Here is a 16,479-nt window from a genome sequence, read left to right on the forward strand (position 1 = left end):
CTGCTGCGCCCGGACTACGGCCGGGCCACCCTGGCCGACGTGCTGCCCGGCACCGCCGCCGCGCTCGGGGTCGCCGTCCACCGCGACGGCCTCCCCGCCGATCCCCTCGACCTGACCGCCGCGCTGGGCGGTGCCCGCCGGGTCGCCGTCCTGCTCGTCGACGGGCTCGGCGCCGACCTGCTCCGCGCGCACGCCTCCCTCGCCCCGACGCTCGCCGCGCTCGCCAGCCCGGCCGGTGACCTGTCCGCGCCCTGCCCGAGCACCACCCCCGTCAGCCTCACCACGCTCGGCACCGGGCTGCCACCGGGCAGCCACGGGGTTCTCGGCTTCGTCACCGACGTGCCGGGGGAGGGGCGGGCGCTCAACCACGTGCAGTGGGGCGACGACCCCGACCCGATGGCCTGGCAGGCGCGGCCCACGGTCTTCCAGCAGGCGGCCGACGCCGGCGTCGCGGTGACCGCGGTGGGCCCCCACCTCTACGCCGGCTCGGGGCTCACCGTCGCGGCGTACCGCGGCGCCGACTACCCCGGCGCCGTCGGTCCCGGTGACCTCTCGGCATCCGTGCTGCAGCGGCTGGCCGCCGCGCCGACCGCGCTGGTCTACGCCTACATGGCGGAGCTGGACCTGACCGGGCACGTCCGCGGCATCGACTCGCCGAGCTGGCGCAACCAGCTGGCGCTCGTCGACCGGGTCGTCGAGCAGATCGTCTCGGGCCTCCCGGACGACGCGGCGCTGGTCGTCACCGCCGACCACGGCATGCTCGACGTCCCGGCCACCACGAAGCTCGACGTGGACGACGAGGCCTACCTCACCGAGGGCGTGCGCCTGCTCGCCGGGGAGCCGCGCGCCCGCTACGTGCACGCGGTGCCCGGCGCCGGGGCCGACGTCCTGGAGCGCTGGCGCGGTGTCCTGGGCAGCCGGGCGTGGGTCGCCGGCCGCGACGAGGCCGTCGCCAGCGGCGTCTTCGGCCCCGTGGACGACGACCTGGTGGCGCGTATCGGCGACGTCGTGGCGCTCGCACGCGGCAGCTGGGCGTTCACCTCGCCGCGGCAGGAGCCGGGCGGCAGCCGGCTGGCCGCCTACCACGGCTCGCTCACCGCCGCGGAGACGGCGATCCCGCTGCTCGTGGGGCTCGGCCGCGCGCTGGGCTGACCGTGGCGCCGCCCGGCTGCCCGGCTGCCCGGTGGCCGGTGGCCGCTGCTCAGCTGGCGGCGGCGTCCGCGGGCGCGGGCGTCAGCGACAGCAGGCGCCAGGCGCGCGGGTGCACCGGGTGCACCGCCCGGCAGGTCAACCGGCCCGCGTCCGCGCCCGGGCGGCTCTCCACGATGACCTCCACCCCGCCGTCCGGGCCGTCCAGGACCACCCGCCAGTGCTCGACCGCCGAGCCGCTGCGGGTGAGCTCCCGCACCGCGCGCGGCGGCAGGTCGTCGGCGCCCACCAGCCCCAGCTCCCGGCGGGCCAGGTGCTGCGCCGCCTGCGCGGCGGCCGGCAGCCCGGCCCGCCCGCGCAGCCACGGCAGCGCCACCTCCCCGCGCCGGTGGGCGGCCACCACGTCGGCGCCGTCCCCGGGCACCTGCCCGTAGTAGAAGCCGTGCGGAAGCACCAGCAGGTTGGCCGCGAACCGGCACCCGCCCAGGTGGCTGCACTCCCAGACGCTGTCCGGGTCGGCGGCGGGCAGCGATCGGGCCAGGGATCGGCCGCGCACGGCGCAGCACACGTCGTGCCCGCCGTGCGCGCACACCAGGTAGGCGGGTCCGGCCACGGGGGTGCCGGCGGACCCGTCCCACGGCGCCTCGAGCAGCTCGGCGTCGCTGCCGCGCACCGCCCAGGAGATCCGCTCGCGCCCGGGCCGGGAGTCGACGACGGCCCACCACCGTCCGGGCGCCGCCGGCCGGTTGCCCGGACGTCGGATCATCAGCAACCGCAGGTTCTCGGCCCGCACCCGGGACGCCAGCCGCGGCGCCACGTCGCGGTCGAACCGCGAGTGGTCCAGCGCGTTCTGCCCCCAGGGGCCGGGCTGCTCGACCAGCAGCCAGCGCTGGGCCGGCGGGGCGGTCGCCATCGGGGCGTCCCCGCGGTCCAGCGCCTGGACCGAGCAGCGCCCGGCGTCCAGGCGTCCCGCGGGCGGCGACGCCGACCGCCCGCCGTCCCGGGCCGGGGTACCGCGGGCCGTCACGCCCCGCGCGGGGTCGGCTGCCGCGTCATCGGGCGGTTCCGAGGCTGTCCCCACGCCTCCCATCGTGCACGCCGCCCGCTCCGGCGCCGTGGGCCCCGCCGGGACCGGCACGGTCGACCCCGCCGGGCCCGGCACCGGCGGACTCGGCGGGCCCGCGGGGCCCGGCACCGTCGGACCCGGCGTCCTCCGCCGGCCGGCCACCGCCGGCCACCGCGTCGGGCACCACGGCCACCGACTCGGTGACCAGCCGCCGCGCCAGGGTGAGCTGGTCGGCGGCGTCGAGCCCGGTCAGGTCACCGACCTTCAGCTCGCCCGCGGCGAGCAGCGCCGCCAGCGCCGGGCGGGTGCTGGCCGGCAGGTCGTGCGTGCGCCGCCCGGCCACCAGCGCCACCCGGTCGCCGACCGGCTCGCGGAGCACGCAGCGCAGCCGCGGTCGGAGCCGCAGCACGGTCTCGCCGGTGAGCGACGCGGCGGCCGCGGACTGCGCCAGCGGGGCGACCGGCTCCGGCCGCACCTGCGACCAGGTGCGGGCCCGCAGCCGGTCGGCGACCTCGTCCGGATCGACGCGGTCCAGCCAGCTCTTCAACGCCTCGACCACGGTGGCCACGTCGTCGCGGACGGCGGCCGGGTCGGCCAGGTCGACGCCCAGCGGCAGCGCGCGGCGCAGGTCGGCGTCGTCGACCGCCAGCGTGCGCACGAGGTCCAGCGCGGCCTCGGCCGCCGACCAGCGGGTGACCGCGTGCACGCCCACGGTGAGGTGGGCGCTGATCTCGCCGAGCGCGGTCGCGGCGTGCAGGTAGCCGCGGGGCAGGTAGAGCGCGTCACCGGGGCGCAGCACGGCGTCGATCACCGGCTCGCCCGCCGCGGCGGCGGCGACCTCCGCCGGCCGGTCAGTCCACGGCTGGCTGCGCAGCGGCTCGGTCAGCACCGGCTCGTGGATGCGCCAGTGCTTCTCGCCGGCCACCTGCAGCACGAAGACGTCGTGCACGTCGTAGTGGGCGCTGAAGCCGCGCGAGGACGGCGGGGTGATGTAGGCGTTGACCTGCGTGGGGTGGCCCAGGTCGGCGGCCAGCTGGTCGGCGAACCCGATCAGCGGCGGCCAGAGCCGGTGCAGGCCCTGCAGCACGACGGTGCTGCCGTCGGCGAACAGCCGCAGCACCGAGTCCGACGACACCTGGTCGGCGATCTCGGCACCGGCCCCGCCGGAGGTGGTGAACCGCTTCGCGTCCACCACGGTGCCGTCCTTCGCGATGCGGAGGAACGGCGTGCGCAACCCGCGGCGGGTGAGCAGTTCGTCGACCGCCGCCAGGCTCAGCAGGTCGCCGAAGGACTCCCCGGTCTCCTCGGCACGCGCCAGCAGCGGCCGGCGGGACCAGTAGCGCTCGGCGAAGACCCGCGGATCCAGGCCCGTGCACCGGCGCAGGGCCGGGCGGAGCGACTCCTCCCCCCGGCCCTCACCGGTGCGCTGCTCGTTCAGGCCGAACCGTCCGCGCCGCCATCCGCGCCGCCATCGGCGCCGCCGTCCTGCTGGCCCGGTGTGCCGCCGCCGGCCCCGCTGTCGAGCGGTCCCTCGGCGCCGCTGTCGGCGCCGCCGTCGGCCCCGCCGTCCTGCTGGCCCGGTGTGCCGCCGCCGGCCCCGCTGTCGAGCGGTCCCTCGGCGCCGCTGTCGGCGCCGCCGTCCTGCTGGCCCGGCGTGCCGCCGCCGGCCCCGCTGTCGGCCGGACCCTCGGTGCTGGTCATGTCGTCGTCGTCGAGCGCCATGGCTCCTCCATTCGTCGGGTGCGGGCTGCTGTACCGAGATGGATGCTGGCCCACACCTGCGACTTCCGCTCGGCGGCCGTCGCCACCCGCTGCGGCGCCGCACGTGTGCCGCTCCGGTCCTGCGGGGTAGCAGCGGCCGGTGGTCGCCGTCGAGGAGGGCCGGCTCGCCGCCGCCCGCGCCTTCACCATCCTCGTGGACGGCGGCTGGGCGCCACCCCTCCCCGGGACCGGCGCCACCCTCGCGCGGTGGCAGGCCCTGGCCGCACTGGGTGAGCGCGACCTGTCGCTGGCCCGCCTGGCCGAAGGGCACGCCGACGCGCTGGCCGTCCTGGCCGAGCTCGGCGGGCCGGCCGTGCCCGCCGGATGCCGGCTGGGCGTGTGGGCCGCCGAACCGCCCGACGCGCGGCTGGTCGCCCGCGGTGCCGGCGGGGGGTGGCGGCTGTCGGGCCGCAAGGCCTGGTGCTCGGGGGCGCGCACCCTCACGCACGCGCTGGTCACCGCCGCCACCGACGACGGGCCGCGGCTGTTCCTCCTCGACCTGGCCGCCGGCGGCGTGCGCGTGGACGCGACGGTCTGGCGCGGGCCGGGCATGGCCGCGGCCGACACCGCCGACGTCCACCTCGACGACGTGCCGGCCGATCCCGTCGGTCCGGTCGGCGGCTACACGGGCCGGCCCGGCTTCTGGCACGGCGGGATCGGCGTGGCCGCGGTCTGGACCGGCGGTGCCCGTGCGGTGGCGACCCGGCTGACCGCGGCCGGCGACGGGGACCCCTTCGTGTCGGCCGCCCTGGGCGCGGCCGACGTCGAGCTGCACGGGGTCGACGCCGCGCTGCGGGTGGCCGCGGCCGAGGTCGACGCCGGTCCCGGCGACCTCCCCGCGGCCCGGGTGCGCGCCATGCGCGTCCGCGCGCTCGCCGCCCGCGGTGCGGAGGACGTGCTGCGGCTCGTCGGCCACGCGCTGGGCCCCGGCCCGCTGGCCCACGACGCCGAGCACGCGCGCCGGGTCGCCGACCTCACCGTGTACCTGCGCCAGCACCACGCGGAGCGGGAGCTGGCCGCGCTCGGTGACCTGCTGCGCGGCGCGCGTCCCGACGCGGCGGCTGCCGACCGCGGGCGCCCGGCATGACCGCCCGCCCGCATCCCGCGCCCGGCGGGCCGACGGCGGCTCCGGGCACCCCCGAGCCGGCGTGGCGGGCCTGGCTGGCCGCCGCCGCGCTGCCCGAGCTGGTTCTCGCCGACCAGTGGACCGACGTGCTCGTCTGCGCCGCGCACCCCGACGACGACGTGCTCGCCGTGGGCGGCCTGCTCGTCGCGCTCAGCCGCCGTGGGGCCCGGCTGCACCTGCTGTGCGCCACGGACGGCGAGGGCAGCCACCCGGGCTCCCGGGTGCTGGCACCCGCCGAGCTGGCGCGCCGGCGGGTCGCCGAGTCGGCGGCCGCGGTGCGGGCGCTAAGTCTGCACCCGGCCTCCACCACCCGCCTCGGTCTGCCCGACGCCGGCCTGGCCCGCGCGGAGGCCGCGCTCACCCGGGTCCTGGCCGGAACCCTCGCCGAGCTTCCCGCGGCTGCCCCCACCCGGGCCGGCACCGGCTCCGCCGCCGGAGCCGCCGTCCACGGGCCGCCGACCCCCGGACTGGTCCTGGCGCCCTGGCGCGGCGACGCCCACCCCGACCACGAGGCGCTCGGCCGGGCGGCGTCCGCGGCCGCCGCCGCGCACGGGGCAGCGCTGCTGGAGTACCCCGTCTGGGCCTGGACCTGGGCGGTGCCCGGGGATCCCCGGGTGCCGTGGCACCGGGCGCGGCGGGTGCCGCTGCATCCGGAGCTCCGGGCGCGCAAGCGGCGGGCCGTCGGCCGCTTCACCACCCAGGTGCGGCCGCTCGGCCCCGCGGCGGAGGACGCCGCCGTGCTCGAACCCTCCGTCCTCGCCCATTTCGACCGCGATCCGGAGGTGGTCCTCGGGTGAGCCTGCCCGGCTCCTTCTTCGACGCGCTCTACGCCGCCTCCGACGACCCGTGGTCGATGCGCAGCCGGTGGTACGAGCGCCGCAAGTACGCGCTGACGGTCGCCGTCCTGCCGCGCGCCCGGTTCGCCTCCGCGGTGGAGGTCGGCTGCGCGGTCGGCGAGCTGACCGCCCTGCTGGCACCGCGCTGCGATCGGTTGGTGGCCTGGGACGTGAGCGGCGCCGCCGTCGCGCTCGCCCGCGCGCGCACGGCCGCGCTGCCCGGCGTGTCGGTCGAACGACGCGCCGTCCCCGCCGACGAGCTACCGGCGTGCGACCTGCTCGTGCTGTCCGAGGTGCTCTACTACCTCGGGCCCGAGGACCTCGCGGCGGTCGTCGACCGGGCGCGGTCCGCGGTGCGGCCCGGCGGCACGCTGCTCGCCGTCCACTGGCGGCACCGGGTCGACGGCTACCCGCAGACCGGCGACGCCGTCCACGCCACGCTGCGCGCGGCGCTGGACTGGCCCCGCGTCGCGGCGCACGAGGAGCCGGACTTCCTCCTCGACTGCTGGACGGCGGCACCCGCCGGCGACGTGCGGGCCGCCTCGGTGGCCGCCGCCGAAGCGCTGTGGTGAGGGCGGCGGGCGGGCGACCGCGGCTGGGCGTCGTGGTGCCCGCCCGCGACGAGGCGGAGCTGCTGCCCGCCTGCCTGAGGGCGCTGCAGGTGGCCGTCGCCCGCGTCCGGCAGGGCCGGGTCCCGGTCGTGGTCGTGGCCGACGGCTGCACCGACGGCACCGCCGCGATCGCCCGGGCCGGTGGTGCCGTCGTCGTCGAGCGCGGTCGGGCCGGGGTGGGCGACGTCGGCGGGGCACGCGACGCCGGCGTCCGGCTGCTGCTGGCCGACGCCGCCGCGGATGGCGTCGGCCCGGAGGAGGTGTGGATCGCGACGACCGACGCCGACAGCACCGTGCCGCCGGACTGGCTGGTGCTGCAGGCGACGGCGGCGGCGGCCGGGGCCGACGCGCTGGTCGGCACCGTGGCCGTGGCCGACTGGACCGGCTGCCCGCCGCCGGCCGCGGCGGCCTTCGAGCGGGCCTACGGCGCCTGGCGGGCCGCCGGAGGCGAGCACCCGCACGTGCACGGGGCCAACCTCGGCGTCCGGGGGAGCGCCTACCTGGCCGGCGGCGGCTTCCCGCCCGTGCCGGTCGGCGAGGACGTCGCCCTGGTGCGGGCGCTGGAGGCGGTCGGCGGGACGGTGCTGCGCACCCCGGCGTGCCCGGTGCGGACGTCGGCGCGCCGCCGGCCGCGCGCCCGGGGCGGGTTCGGCGACGACATCGACCGCCTGGTGACCGGCCTGCCCGGCTCCTGACCGCTACGATCCCCGCAGGTCGAACACGTGTTCGAGGTCGGGGAGGGATCGTGGGAGCGCCGGGCGGGCGGGCGGCGGGGTGCAGCGTGCTGCACGTCGACATGGACGCGTTCTTCGCCAGCGTCGAGGTGCGCCGCCGTCCGGAACTGGCCGGGACGCCGGTGATCGTCGGCGGCGCCGGCAACCGCGGGGTGGTCACCTCGGCCACCTACGAGGCGCGCCGGTACGGCGTGCACGCGGCGATGCCCACCGCCCGTGCGCTGCGCCTGTGCCCGACCGCGACCGTGCTGCCGGGTGACATGGCGCTCTACACCGAGGTGTCCCGCTCGGTCATGGCGCTGTTCCGCTCGATCACCCCGCTGGTCGAGCCGCTGTCGCTGGACGAGGCCTTCCTCGACGTCTCCGGCGCCGGCCGCCGGCTGGGCGACGCGGCCGAGATCGGCGAGTGGCTGCGCGCCCGCGTCTACGACGAGCAGGGCATCACCTGCTCGGTCGGCGTCGCCGGCACCAAGTTCGTGGCCAAGCTCGCCTCGACCCGCGCCAAGCCCGACGGGATGCTGGTCGTCCGCCCGGTCGAGGTGATGGGCTTCCTGCACCCGCTGCCGGTGGGCGCGCTGTGGGGGGTGGGGCCGAAGACCGAGGAGGTCCTGCTGCGGCTCGGGCTGCGCACCGTCGGCGACCTCGCGCACGTGCCGGCGCGGACGCTGCAGCGGGCGGTCGGGGCGGCGGCCGGCGCGCACCTGCACGAGCTGGCCTGGGGGCGCGATCCGCGCCGGGTGGTGCCCGACGAGCCGGAGCGGTCGACCGGCGCCGAGGAGACCTTCGCCACCGACGTCGACGACCCGGCGGTGATCCACCGCGAACTGCTGCACCTGTCCGAGCGGACGGCGGGTCGGCTGCGTTCGGCCGGGGCGCTGGCCCGCACCGTGTCGATCAAGGTCCGCTTCGCCGACTTCGCGACCATCACCCGCAGCCGCACCCTCGAGGTGCCCACCGATGTCGGGCAGGAGCTCTACGAGACCGCCCGCGGGCTGTTCGACGCGCTCGGCCTGGACCGGGCGCGGATCCGGTTGGTCGGGGTGCGGGCCGAGCGCCTGGTCGACGCCGGCTCGGCGCCGCGGCAGCTCGAGCTGGGTGCGCGCGAGCACGGCCGGCGCGACGCCGAACTGGCCGCCGACCGGGCCGCACGCCGCTTCGGCGCCGGTGCCGTCCGCCCGGCCACGCTGCTGCACCGGGGGGGTCGACCCGGGTCCGCGGGCCCCGTTCCCACCCCGCGTGGCACCCCCGGAGGCGGCCCCGGCGCGCCCCGGCGGGGTGTGCCCGTCCACCCGGACGGGTAGTCACCCGATCGGTGCGGCGGGTCGCCGCACCGTCGCCTTTCGCCACCCGCGAACGGCTCGTATCCTCGATGTCACCGTCGGCGGGAGCCTCCGACGGCATTGGCTCCGCCCATTGGAGGTCGACGTGCCGCTCTCCGAGCACGAGCAGCGTCTGCTGGAGCAGATCGAGCGCGCCCTCGTCGATGACGACCCCAAGTTCGCGTCCTCGGTCCGTACCGGCGACCGGCGGGGCAAAGCCCGCCGGAAGCTGCAGATCGGCGGCCTGCTGGCCGTCGTCGGACTCGCGCTGCTGATCGGTGGCGCGGTCGCGCCCTCGGTCGTGCTCGGCGTGCTGGGATGGCTGGTCATGTTCGGCGGCGCGGCTCTCGTCGTCCTGAACTACCGGTCCGCGACCGGTGCCGCGGAAGGGTCCCCGGGGAGCGCCGCCCCGACGGCGGGCGTCGGCCGAGGGGGCCGCGCCAAGAGCCGCCGTCAGCCGCTCAAGAACCGCCTCGAGGACCGGTTCCGCCGCCGCTACGACCAGTAGCACCCCGCGCCGGGCGCGGCGATCGCCGCTCGGTTCCCCGCTCTCCCGACCGGCCGCCGTCCCTCCGGACGGCGGCCGGTCGTCTGCGCGGGCCGGTCGTCTGCGCGGGCCGGTCGTCTGCGCCTCCTGCGGTCTGCCGCGCGGGCCGGTCGTCCGCGCGGGCCGGTCGTCTGCGCGGCCCCTGCGGACCCCCGGCCGACGTCACGCCGCGCGCGGCGGCCGGCGCAGGGCCCCGGCCAGGCGCCGGGCGCCTGCGGCGAGCCGCTCGTCGACCCCGGCCACCAGCGAGTCCGGCCACAGGGTGGCCCGCAGCCGCGCCCGCCGCGGCGCGGCCCGGCGCAGCCCGCGCGAAGCCGTCCGCAGCGCGGCGCGCAGGGCGGCGGTCCGCTCCGGGTCCGTCGGTGGGCCGGCGGGCCCGTAGCTGGCGTGCTCCTCGGCCAGCCCCAGCCGCCGGACGGCGTCGGCGGCGCCGCTGGCGAGCAGCGGGTCGGGTGCCGCGCCGGCGGCCGAGGCCAGCCGGGCCGCGGCCTGGCGCGGGGTCCAGGCGGCGTCGAGGGGCAGGCGGAGGTCCTGCGCCGTGGCGGTCAGCTCGTCCCAGAGGGCACCGGCCGTGCCCTCGGCCGTCCGCCGGCGGCGCCGGGAGATCCGCACCGCGGCCGGCGCGGCGAGCAGGGCCACGGCGGCGAGCGCGACCGTGCCGCCGACGACCAGCGACCGCGAGGACGAGGCGGGGGCCGCCCTCGGCGTCGGCAGCGCCCCGCCCGCGCCCTCCCGGTCCGGCCGCGGCAGCGGCGCGGCCTGGGGCGGCGGGGCGGGCGCCGGCGCCCCGGCCGCGTCGGCCGGGGTGTCCGGGGCGCCGACGCGGGGCGCCCAGGCCAGCTCCACGGCCCGGTCGGGGTCGATCGGCGTCGGGTCGAAGGGCACCCAGCCCAGGCCGCCGAAGTACACCTCCACCCAGGCGTGCGCGTCGTCGGTCGTGATGAGCCGGGAGCCGTCGGAGAGCACCCTGCCCGGCGTGTAGCCGAGCACCACCCGCGCCGGCACCCCGGCCGCGCGCACCATCACGGCCATCGCACCGGCGTACTGCTCGCAGTAGCCGCGCCGCAGCTGCAGGAAGTCGACGAGGTCGTCACCGCTGGTGCCCGGCGCGGTCGCCAGGCTGTACACGAAGCCCTGGCCCCGGTCGCCCAGGAAGTCGTGCACCCGGCGCACCCGCTGGTAGGGCGTCTGCGTGCCCTCGACCAGCCCCGCCACGAGGTCGGTCACGCTCGGGTCCAGCGGCGGCAGCGACGTCCACCGCGCCTGCACCGGATCGTCCGGCTGGAGCGACGGTGCGGTCTGCAGCAGGGCGGGGGAGGGCTGCGGCTGCTCGGCGATCACCTCCCAGGTGCGGGCGGCGGTGGTGGTGTCGCGACCGAACACCGTGGTCGTGGCCGGGTCGACCCGCCAGTTCTCCGGGTCGCTGAGCCCGACCCACTGCGGGGCGTAGGGGAGCGGGAGGAACCGGTCGTCGTGCCCGCGGGCCACGATGCGGGCGCGCACCTGGCGCGACTCCTGCGCCGCCGGCAGCGGGTCGAGCGCCGCGGCGCCGGGGTCGGCCACCGAGTCCTCGCCGTCGAGGTTGCCCAGGGTCCAGCCGTTCTCCGCGTCGTACTGGTCCAGGGCCACGGCCCGCAGGTGCCCGGGATCCGGCACGTCGGTGCGCAGGCGCATCAGCTCGGCCGGCTCGGGGCGGGTCAGCTGGCCCTGCAGCGCGGCCACCGGGTCCAGCGCCCGGCCCGTCGACCCGACCCCCGGGCCCGTGCCGACCCCCGGGCCGATGACGCCCTCCGGCAGGGTGGGCACGAGCGCGCCCACGACCACGGCGAGCAGCAGCGCCAGGGCGCCGGAGCGCACCGCGGCGCCCCCGCCCCGCGAGCGCACCGCGCGGGCCGCCGCCCGGTCGCGGGTGGCCAGCCACCTCCGCTGGTCGGCCCACAGCAGCAGCCCGAAGCCGGCGGCCGGCGCCGCCAGCGGCACCAGCCCGATCTCCCCGGTGATCGTGCTGATCGGCACGCAGTAGAGGGCCAGCAGCCCGAGGCCGGCGGCCGCCGCCTGGCGCCCGGCCACGGCGACGTTGTCGACCACCACCGCCACGAGCCCGACGAGCAGGGTGGTCAGGGCGAGCAGCCCGGTCAGCGGCAGCGCCGGGGTCGCCTGCTCGCGCAGCTCCACCGTGCCGTCGGCCAGCACCCCGCGCAGCCCGTCCAGGCTCTCCCCGGTGGGCAGCACGCCCGCCCACGCGCCGTCCGGCGCCCAGAGGGTGGTGAGCAGGCACAGCAGGAGCAGCACCTGCGCACCGGGGACCAGCGCGGTCGCCACGGCCCGGACCCGCTCGGGGACGGGGCGTTCCCGCGTCACCCGGTCCCACCCGGCCGGGCCGCCGTGCCGCAGCAGCAGGCCGCCCCCCCACACCACCAGCACGACGGCGAGCACCGGCGGCAGCCAGGCCCGCGTCGTGAAGACCGGCACGAGGGCGCAGGAGCCCAGGAGGGTGGCGCCCGCCGCCGCGCCGGCGGTGCGGCGGTCCGCCCGCGTCACGCCGGCACCTCCACCCCGGGGCCGCCGGCGGGCAGGCCGACGCCGCGGACGAGCTCGGTCCACACCCGCTCCACCGGGAGGTCGGCGCGCGCGGTGGCCACCCGCCAGCCGGCGGCCCGCAGCAGGGCGGCGCACTCCTCCCGCTGCCGGTCCAGCTCGGCGCGGGCGGCTCCGGACAGACCCCGGCGACCGGCTCCGGGCCCGCCCCGGCCGGCCTCGGCCCAGCTGCCGATGTCGGCCAGCACCGCGACGTCGGTCGCCGGGCCGGTCCGCGCGCGCAGCAGCGGATCCACGTCGTCCGGGCCGACGGCGCCGAGCAGGCAGACCACCGGGCCCTCGCCGGCGACGCGGTCGAGCTCCTCGACGGCCGGGCCCAGGCCGGTGGCGCGCGAGGGCCGTACCAGCGCCAGCTGCTCCAGCAGTTCGTCGGGGCCCAGGCTGCCCCGCCCGGACGCCGGTCGCAGCTCGCCGGTGTCGGTGACCACGCGCAGGACCGAGCCGCGGCGGCCGAGCAGGGTGCCGATGCTCGCGGCGGCCTCCACCAGCCACTCGAGGCTGTCCGGCGGGGGGCTGGGGTCGCCGCGCGGGCTCACCGGGACGGCGCCGTCGCGCCGTCCGGCCAGCAGGTGCGCCCGCGCCCGGGTGTCGAGCAGCAAGGTGGCCTGCGAGCGCCAGGGCCGTTCCTCGAGCCGCACCATCAGCTCGCCGGTGCGCGCGGTCGCCCGCCAGTGCACCTTCCGGAGGTCGTCGCCGTGGCGGTACGGGCGCAGGCTGACGTCGTCCTCGCCGTGCACCGCCACGGCCTTCCGGGACCCGTCGGCGCCCTCGCCGTGCCCGCCCGCCGGCCCGGCGCCGCGGAGCGGCCGGACGCGGGGGAGGACCAGCAGCGGGGTGGTCCCGGTCCCGGTCACCGTGCGCTCGACCAGCCCGAAGGGGTCGACCAGGCGCAGCCGGAGCGGTCCCAGCAGGTGCCGACCGCGGCGGGCGCCGCGCACCCGGTAGTGCAGGGGAGCGCTCGACCGGCTGCCGAGCCGCTCGACGACGAACCGGGGGGCGGGCCCGAGGTCGGCCGGGAGCTGCTCGGAGAGCAGCCACAGCCCGCCCGGGTGCCGGTCGGTGTTGGTGACCTCGAGCAGGACGTCGGCCGGCGCGCCGCGCTCGACCCGCGAGGGGGTCGCGGTGCGCCGCGAGCTGAGCCGGAAGCGCTGGCGCCCCACGCTCAGCACGGACAGCAGCGGGAGGGCGAGGACGAACACCGCGAGCTGCACCAGCGAGCGCTCGCCCAGCAGCGCGCCGAGCAGCAGCAGCGTGCCGCCGCCGGCCGCCACGGCCCGGCCGCGCCGGGTGAGCGAGCCCAGGGCCGCACGGAGTCCGCCGCGCACGGGGCTCAGCGCCGGGGGACGGGCACGGTCGCCAGCAGGCCGGTGACGACCTGCTCGGCGGTGGTGCGGCCGAGCGTGGCCTCGGGCGACAGCAGCAGCCGGTGGGCCAGCACCGGCACGGCCATGGCCTGCACGTCGTCGGGGAGCACGTGGTCGCGCCCGGTCAGCGCCGCGGCCGCCCGGGCGGCCCGCAGCAACTGGAGCCCGGCGCGGGGTGAGGCGCCCAGGCGCAGCTCGGAGGAGCGCCGGGAGGCCTCGACCAGGAGGACGACGTAGCGGCGGACGGCCTCGGAGACGTGCAGCCGGGACACCGCGGTGACCAGCTCCCGCACGGTGGCGGCGTCGGCCACCGCCGGCAGCGTGGTCAGCGGGTCGGTGACCGCCCGCTCGTCGAGCATGGCCAGCTCGGCGTCGCGGTCCGGGTAGCCCATCGAGACCCGGGCCGTGAAGCGGTCGCGCTGCGCCTCGGGCAACGGGTAGGTGCCCTCCATCTCGATCGGGTTCTGCGTCGCCATGACCAGGAAGGGCCGGGCCAGCTCGTAGCTGACGCCGTCGACGGTCACCTGGCGCTCCTCCATGCACTCCAGGAGGGCGGACTGCGTCTTCGGCGACGCGCGGTTGATCTCGTCGGCGACGACGACGTTGGCGAAGATCGCGCCCGGCTTGAACTCGAACTCCCGCGTCTCCTGGTCGTAGATCGCGACCCCCGTGACGTCGCTCGGCAGGAGGTCGGGCGTGAACTGGATGCGCCGCACGCTGGCGTCGATGGACGCGGCGAGCGCCTTGGCCAGCGTCGTCTTGCCGACCCCGGGCACGTCCTCGATGAGCAGGTGCCCCTCGGCCAGCAGGACGACGAGGGCCAGCCGGACCACCTCGGGCTTGCCCTGCACCACCCGGGAGATGTTCGCTGCGATCCGTGCGCCCTCCGCGGCGACGTCGACCGGTGGACCGGCCGTTCCGTCGGCGGTCCGTGTCGCCTCCGTCACGGATCCCACGGTACGTGGCCGCGTGCCGCACGGAGCGCTTCCCGGGCACGGCGAGCACTCCGTCCCCACCCGGCACCGCATCCCTGCCCGACCAGCGCCGCACCCCTGCGTGACCTGCAGCGCGAGCCGTGGGACGGACAGGTCACGACACGGCGACGAGTGGTGTCCGGTGGGGGCTAGTGGGTTAATGTGTCGCCCGGTGGGGAGGCAGGGACCGTCCGGGGAGCCCTGCGGAGCCAGGGGAGGACAGATGCGGGGGGTGATCCGGTGTTCGTCGGCAGCTACCCGCTCCGACTCGACGAGAAGGGCCGGCTCGCCCTCCCCGTCCGCTTCCGGGAGCAGGTGGCCGACGGCATGGTGATCAAGAAGGGTCAGGAGCGCTGCATCTACGGCCTGACCATGGCCCGGGTCGCCGAGCAGAGCTCCGCCCTGGCCGCGATGGCACCGGCCGACACCGCCGCCGCCCGCATGCGCGCCCGCATGAGCTTCGGCTCCATGGTGGAGATCGAACCGGACAAGACCGGCCGGATCACGATCCCCGCCGCCCTGCGCGAGTACGCGGGCCTGGACCGCGACGTCGTGGTCGTCGGTGTGGACACCCGCTTCGAGATCTGGGACGCCGCCACCTGGGACGCCTACGTGGCCGAGCAGGAGGCCGCCTACGCCGACATGGAGAGCGAGGGGATGCCGACGCTGTCGTGATCCCGGGAGCCCACCCGCCCGTGCACGCTCCGGCCCTCCGCCCTCGCACCCGCACGAGCCGCCTTCCCCGCGGCTCGACCGGGTCGGCCCGAGCCGCCTTCCCCGCGGCTCGGACCACCGACGGCGGGACCCGGCGCCGGTCGCCGGGCACGCCGGGGCCGGCCGCGCACCGGCCGGTAGAGGCTCCACCGCCCCCGCGGGGCCCCTCCTGGCGCACTTCCCCGGTGCCAGGCGGGCCCCGCGGGGTGCGGACCCCACCCGACGGGTGGGCCCGCGCCCCATCTGCCCCCACGATCCCCACTGCGCCCCACCGGCGCCCCCGGCCGGTGCCCGCGGCGCCCCTCGCCCTCTCCCCGCCCGGCTGCCCCGTCCCGTCCGCCGCCGGGCCGCCTCCCGGCCCGCCGCCCCGCGATCCGGCCCGCCGATCCCGGTCGTCCGGTGCGCCGCCCCGTCCGTCGCGGCCGCAAGCGGCACCATCGGGAGCGGACCCGACCAGTACGAGAGGCTGCCGACGATGAACAGCACCGAGCCGCTGCGGCCGCCGGTGCACGTCCCGGTCCTGCTGGAGCGGGTGGCCGCGCTGCTGGCCCCGGCCTGCGCCGCCGACGGCGCCGTCCTCGTCGACGCCACCCTGGGCCTGGCCGGGCACGCCCTCGCGCTGCTGGACGCCCACCCCGGCCTGCGCCTGGTCGGCCTCGACCGCGATCCCGAGGCGCGGGCCGAGGCGGCCCGGCGGCTGGAGTCGGCGGGCCACGCGGACCGGGCCACCCTGGTCCCGGCGGTGTTCGACGAGCTGCCCGACGTGCTGGCGCGGCTCGGCATCGACGAGGTGCAGGGGGTGCTGTTCGACCTCGGCGTCTCCTCCCTGCAGCTGGACCGGCCCGACCGCGGGTTCAGCTACGCCACCGACGCGCCGCTGGACATGCGCATGGACCCCGGCGCGCCGCGCACGGCGGCCGACGTGGTCAACACCTACTCCGCGGGTGACCTGACCCGGGTGCTGCGGGTCTACGGGGAGGAGCGCTTCGCCGCGCGGATCGCCGCGGCCATCACCCGCGAGCGCGAGCGGGAGCCCTTCACGAGCACCGGCCGGCTGGCCGAGCTGGTGCGCGCGGCCATCCCGGCGGCCACCCGCCGCACCGGCGGCCACCCGGCCAAGCGCACCTTCCAGGCGCTGCGCATCGAGGTCAACGACGAGCTCGGCGCCCTCTCCCGGGCGTTGCCCGCGGCGCTGGACGCCCTGGCCCTCGGCGGGCGCGTCGTCGTGATCACCTTCCACTCCCTCGAGGACCGCATGGTCAAGCAGGTGCTGGCCGCGGGCGCCGGCGACCGGACGCCGCCCGAGCTGCCCGTGCCGCTGCCCGAGCTCGGCCCGGTGCTGCGGCTGCTCACCCGCGGCGGCGAGGCCGCCGGCGCCGCCGAGGTCGCCGCCAACCCGCGGGCGGCCTCCGCCCGGGTACGGGCCGCCGAGCGCATCCGGCGGGCGGCATGAGCGCCCGCGCGACCGCGCGGTCGACGACGGGCACCGGCACGGGGGACGCGACGTCCCGCACGGCGACCCCGCGGTCCGGCAGCTCCCGGACGGCGCCGGGCGCCTCGCCGGGCACCGGCGGGCGGCGGGCGGCACGGCCGGGCGCCGGCGAACGGCGGGCGGCACGGCCGGCGCCACGCCCCGTGGACGGCGACGTCGCCCTCGGGCCCGCCGACGCGACCGAGGCG

Annotated in this window: 16 protein-coding genes; 10 read left to right on the forward strand and 6 right to left on the reverse strand. The window is 78.8% G+C overall.

Translation table 11 applies throughout. The annotated features are described in order from the left end of the window. A partial coding sequence (locus OF117_RS18690) for an alkaline phosphatase family protein (RefSeq protein ID WP_263554355.1) occupies positions 1-1,152 on the forward strand: 1,152 nt, incomplete at its 5' end. A gap of 49 nt (positions 1,153-1,201) precedes the next feature. Here the strand turns inward: OF117_RS18690 and OF117_RS18695 are convergent. The 3 genes from OF117_RS18695 to OF117_RS18705 all read right to left on the reverse strand — a co-directional run bounded on the left by OF117_RS18695 (position 1,202) and on the right by OF117_RS18705 (position 3,937). Next, positions 1,202-2,062: a sucrase ferredoxin gene (locus OF117_RS18695; RefSeq protein WP_263554356.1), complete on the reverse strand. Its 861-nt coding sequence runs from the start codon at positions 2,060-2,062 to the stop codon at positions 1,202-1,204. Positions 2,063-2,201: 139 nt separating this feature from the next. Beyond that, entirely contained in the window at positions 2,202-3,410 is a 1,209-nt protein-coding gene (locus OF117_RS18700; protein ID WP_318014273.1) for a cupin domain-containing protein, read from the reverse strand. A gap of 239 nt (positions 3,411-3,649) precedes the next feature. Continuing rightward, complete coding sequence (locus OF117_RS18705) at positions 3,650-3,937, reverse strand: BatC protein (protein ID WP_263554373.1); 288 nt, start codon at positions 3,935-3,937, stop codon at positions 3,650-3,652. 139 nt (positions 3,938-4,076) lie between these two features. Between OF117_RS18705 and OF117_RS18710 the strand changes: the two genes are divergently transcribed. The 6 genes from OF117_RS18710 (at position 4,077) to OF117_RS18735 (ending at position 9,110) form a co-directional block, all read left to right on the forward strand. Beyond that, a complete protein-coding gene (locus tag OF117_RS18710) occupies positions 4,077-5,063 on the forward strand; it encodes an acyl-CoA dehydrogenase family protein (protein WP_263554357.1) in 987 nt (328 codons plus the stop codon). Then, positions 5,060-5,899 carry a PIG-L deacetylase family protein gene (locus OF117_RS18715; protein ID WP_263554358.1) on the forward strand — a complete coding sequence of 280 codons (840 nt, stop codon included), beginning with the start codon at positions 5,060-5,062 and terminating at the stop codon, positions 5,897-5,899. The genes OF117_RS18710 and OF117_RS18715 overlap by 4 nt, the downstream gene beginning before the upstream one ends. Beyond that, a complete protein-coding gene (locus tag OF117_RS18720) occupies positions 5,896-6,510 on the forward strand; it encodes a nodulation S family protein (RefSeq protein WP_263554359.1) in 615 nt (204 codons plus the stop codon). The genes OF117_RS18715 and OF117_RS18720 overlap by 4 nt, the downstream gene beginning before the upstream one ends. Then, on the forward strand, positions 6,507-7,244 hold the full coding sequence (locus tag OF117_RS18725; protein WP_263554360.1) for a glycosyltransferase: 738 nt from the start codon (positions 6,507-6,509) through the stop codon (positions 7,242-7,244). The genes OF117_RS18720 and OF117_RS18725 overlap by 4 nt, the downstream gene beginning before the upstream one ends. Positions 7,245-7,294: 50 nt before the next feature. Beyond that, positions 7,295-8,584: a DNA polymerase IV gene (dinB, locus tag OF117_RS18730; RefSeq protein ID WP_263554361.1), complete on the forward strand. Its 1,290-nt coding sequence runs from the start codon at positions 7,295-7,297 to the stop codon at positions 8,582-8,584. 124 nt (positions 8,585-8,708) lie between these two features. Further along, positions 8,709-9,110, forward strand: a complete 402-nt coding sequence (locus OF117_RS18735; protein WP_263554362.1) for a DUF3040 domain-containing protein — start codon at positions 8,709-8,711, stop codon at positions 9,108-9,110. A 201-nt stretch (positions 9,111-9,311) separates the two neighbouring features. Here OF117_RS18735 and OF117_RS18740 read toward each other — a convergent pair whose 3' ends face one another. The 3 genes from OF117_RS18740 to OF117_RS18750 are packed head-to-tail and all read right to left on the reverse strand — an operon-like array spanning position 9,312 to position 14,058. Continuing rightward, positions 9,312-11,690, reverse strand: a complete 2,379-nt coding sequence (locus OF117_RS18740; protein ID WP_263554363.1) for a transglutaminase domain-containing protein — start codon at positions 11,688-11,690, stop codon at positions 9,312-9,314. Next, positions 11,687-13,072, reverse strand: coding sequence for a DUF58 domain-containing protein (locus OF117_RS18745; protein ID WP_263554364.1), 1,386 nt, complete (start codon positions 13,070-13,072; stop codon positions 11,687-11,689). Before OF117_RS18745 ends, OF117_RS18740 begins: the two co-directional genes overlap by 4 nt. A gap of 5 nt (positions 13,073-13,077) precedes the next feature. Continuing rightward, entirely contained in the window at positions 13,078-14,058 is a 981-nt protein-coding gene (locus tag OF117_RS18750; RefSeq protein WP_263554365.1) for an AAA family ATPase, read from the reverse strand. A gap of 267 nt (positions 14,059-14,325) precedes the next feature. On the opposite strand from OF117_RS18750, the gene mraZ reads away from it, so the two are divergent. The 3 genes from mraZ to OF117_RS18765 form a co-directional block, all read left to right on the forward strand. Further along, entirely contained in the window at positions 14,326-14,760 is a 435-nt protein-coding gene (gene mraZ / locus OF117_RS18755) for a division/cell wall cluster transcriptional repressor MraZ (RefSeq protein WP_263554366.1), read from the forward strand. A gap of 514 nt (positions 14,761-15,274) precedes the next feature. Further along, complete coding sequence (gene rsmH / locus OF117_RS18760; protein WP_263554367.1) at positions 15,275-16,252, forward strand: 16S rRNA (cytosine(1402)-N(4))-methyltransferase RsmH; 978 nt, start codon at positions 15,275-15,277, stop codon at positions 16,250-16,252. Further along, the coding region (locus OF117_RS18765; RefSeq protein ID WP_263554368.1) for a hypothetical protein at positions 16,249-16,479 on the forward strand (231 nt) is incomplete at its 3' end. The genes rsmH and OF117_RS18765, both read left to right, overlap by 4 nt.

This window comes from Geodermatophilus sp. YIM 151500, assembly GCF_025716945.1.
Taxonomy (GTDB): Bacteria; Actinomycetota; Actinomycetes; order Mycobacteriales; family Geodermatophilaceae; genus YIM-151500.

Bases quoted from the DNA above. Each gene is read 5' to 3' on its own strand.
- rsmH (WP_263554367.1), top strand. From the start codon at position 15,275: ATGAACAGCACCGAGCCGCTGCGGCCGCCGGTGCACGTCCCGGTCCTG.
- OF117_RS18705 (WP_263554373.1), bottom strand. From the start codon at position 3,937: ATGGCGCTCGACGACGACGACATGACCAGCACCGAGGGTCCGGCCGAC.
- OF117_RS18715 (WP_263554358.1), top strand. From the start codon at position 5,060: ATGACCGCCCGCCCGCATCCCGCGCCCGGCGGGCCGACGGCGGCTCCG.
- OF117_RS18695 (WP_263554356.1), bottom strand. From the start codon at position 2,062: ATGGCGACCGCCCCGCCGGCCCAGCGCTGGCTGCTGGTCGAGCAGCCC.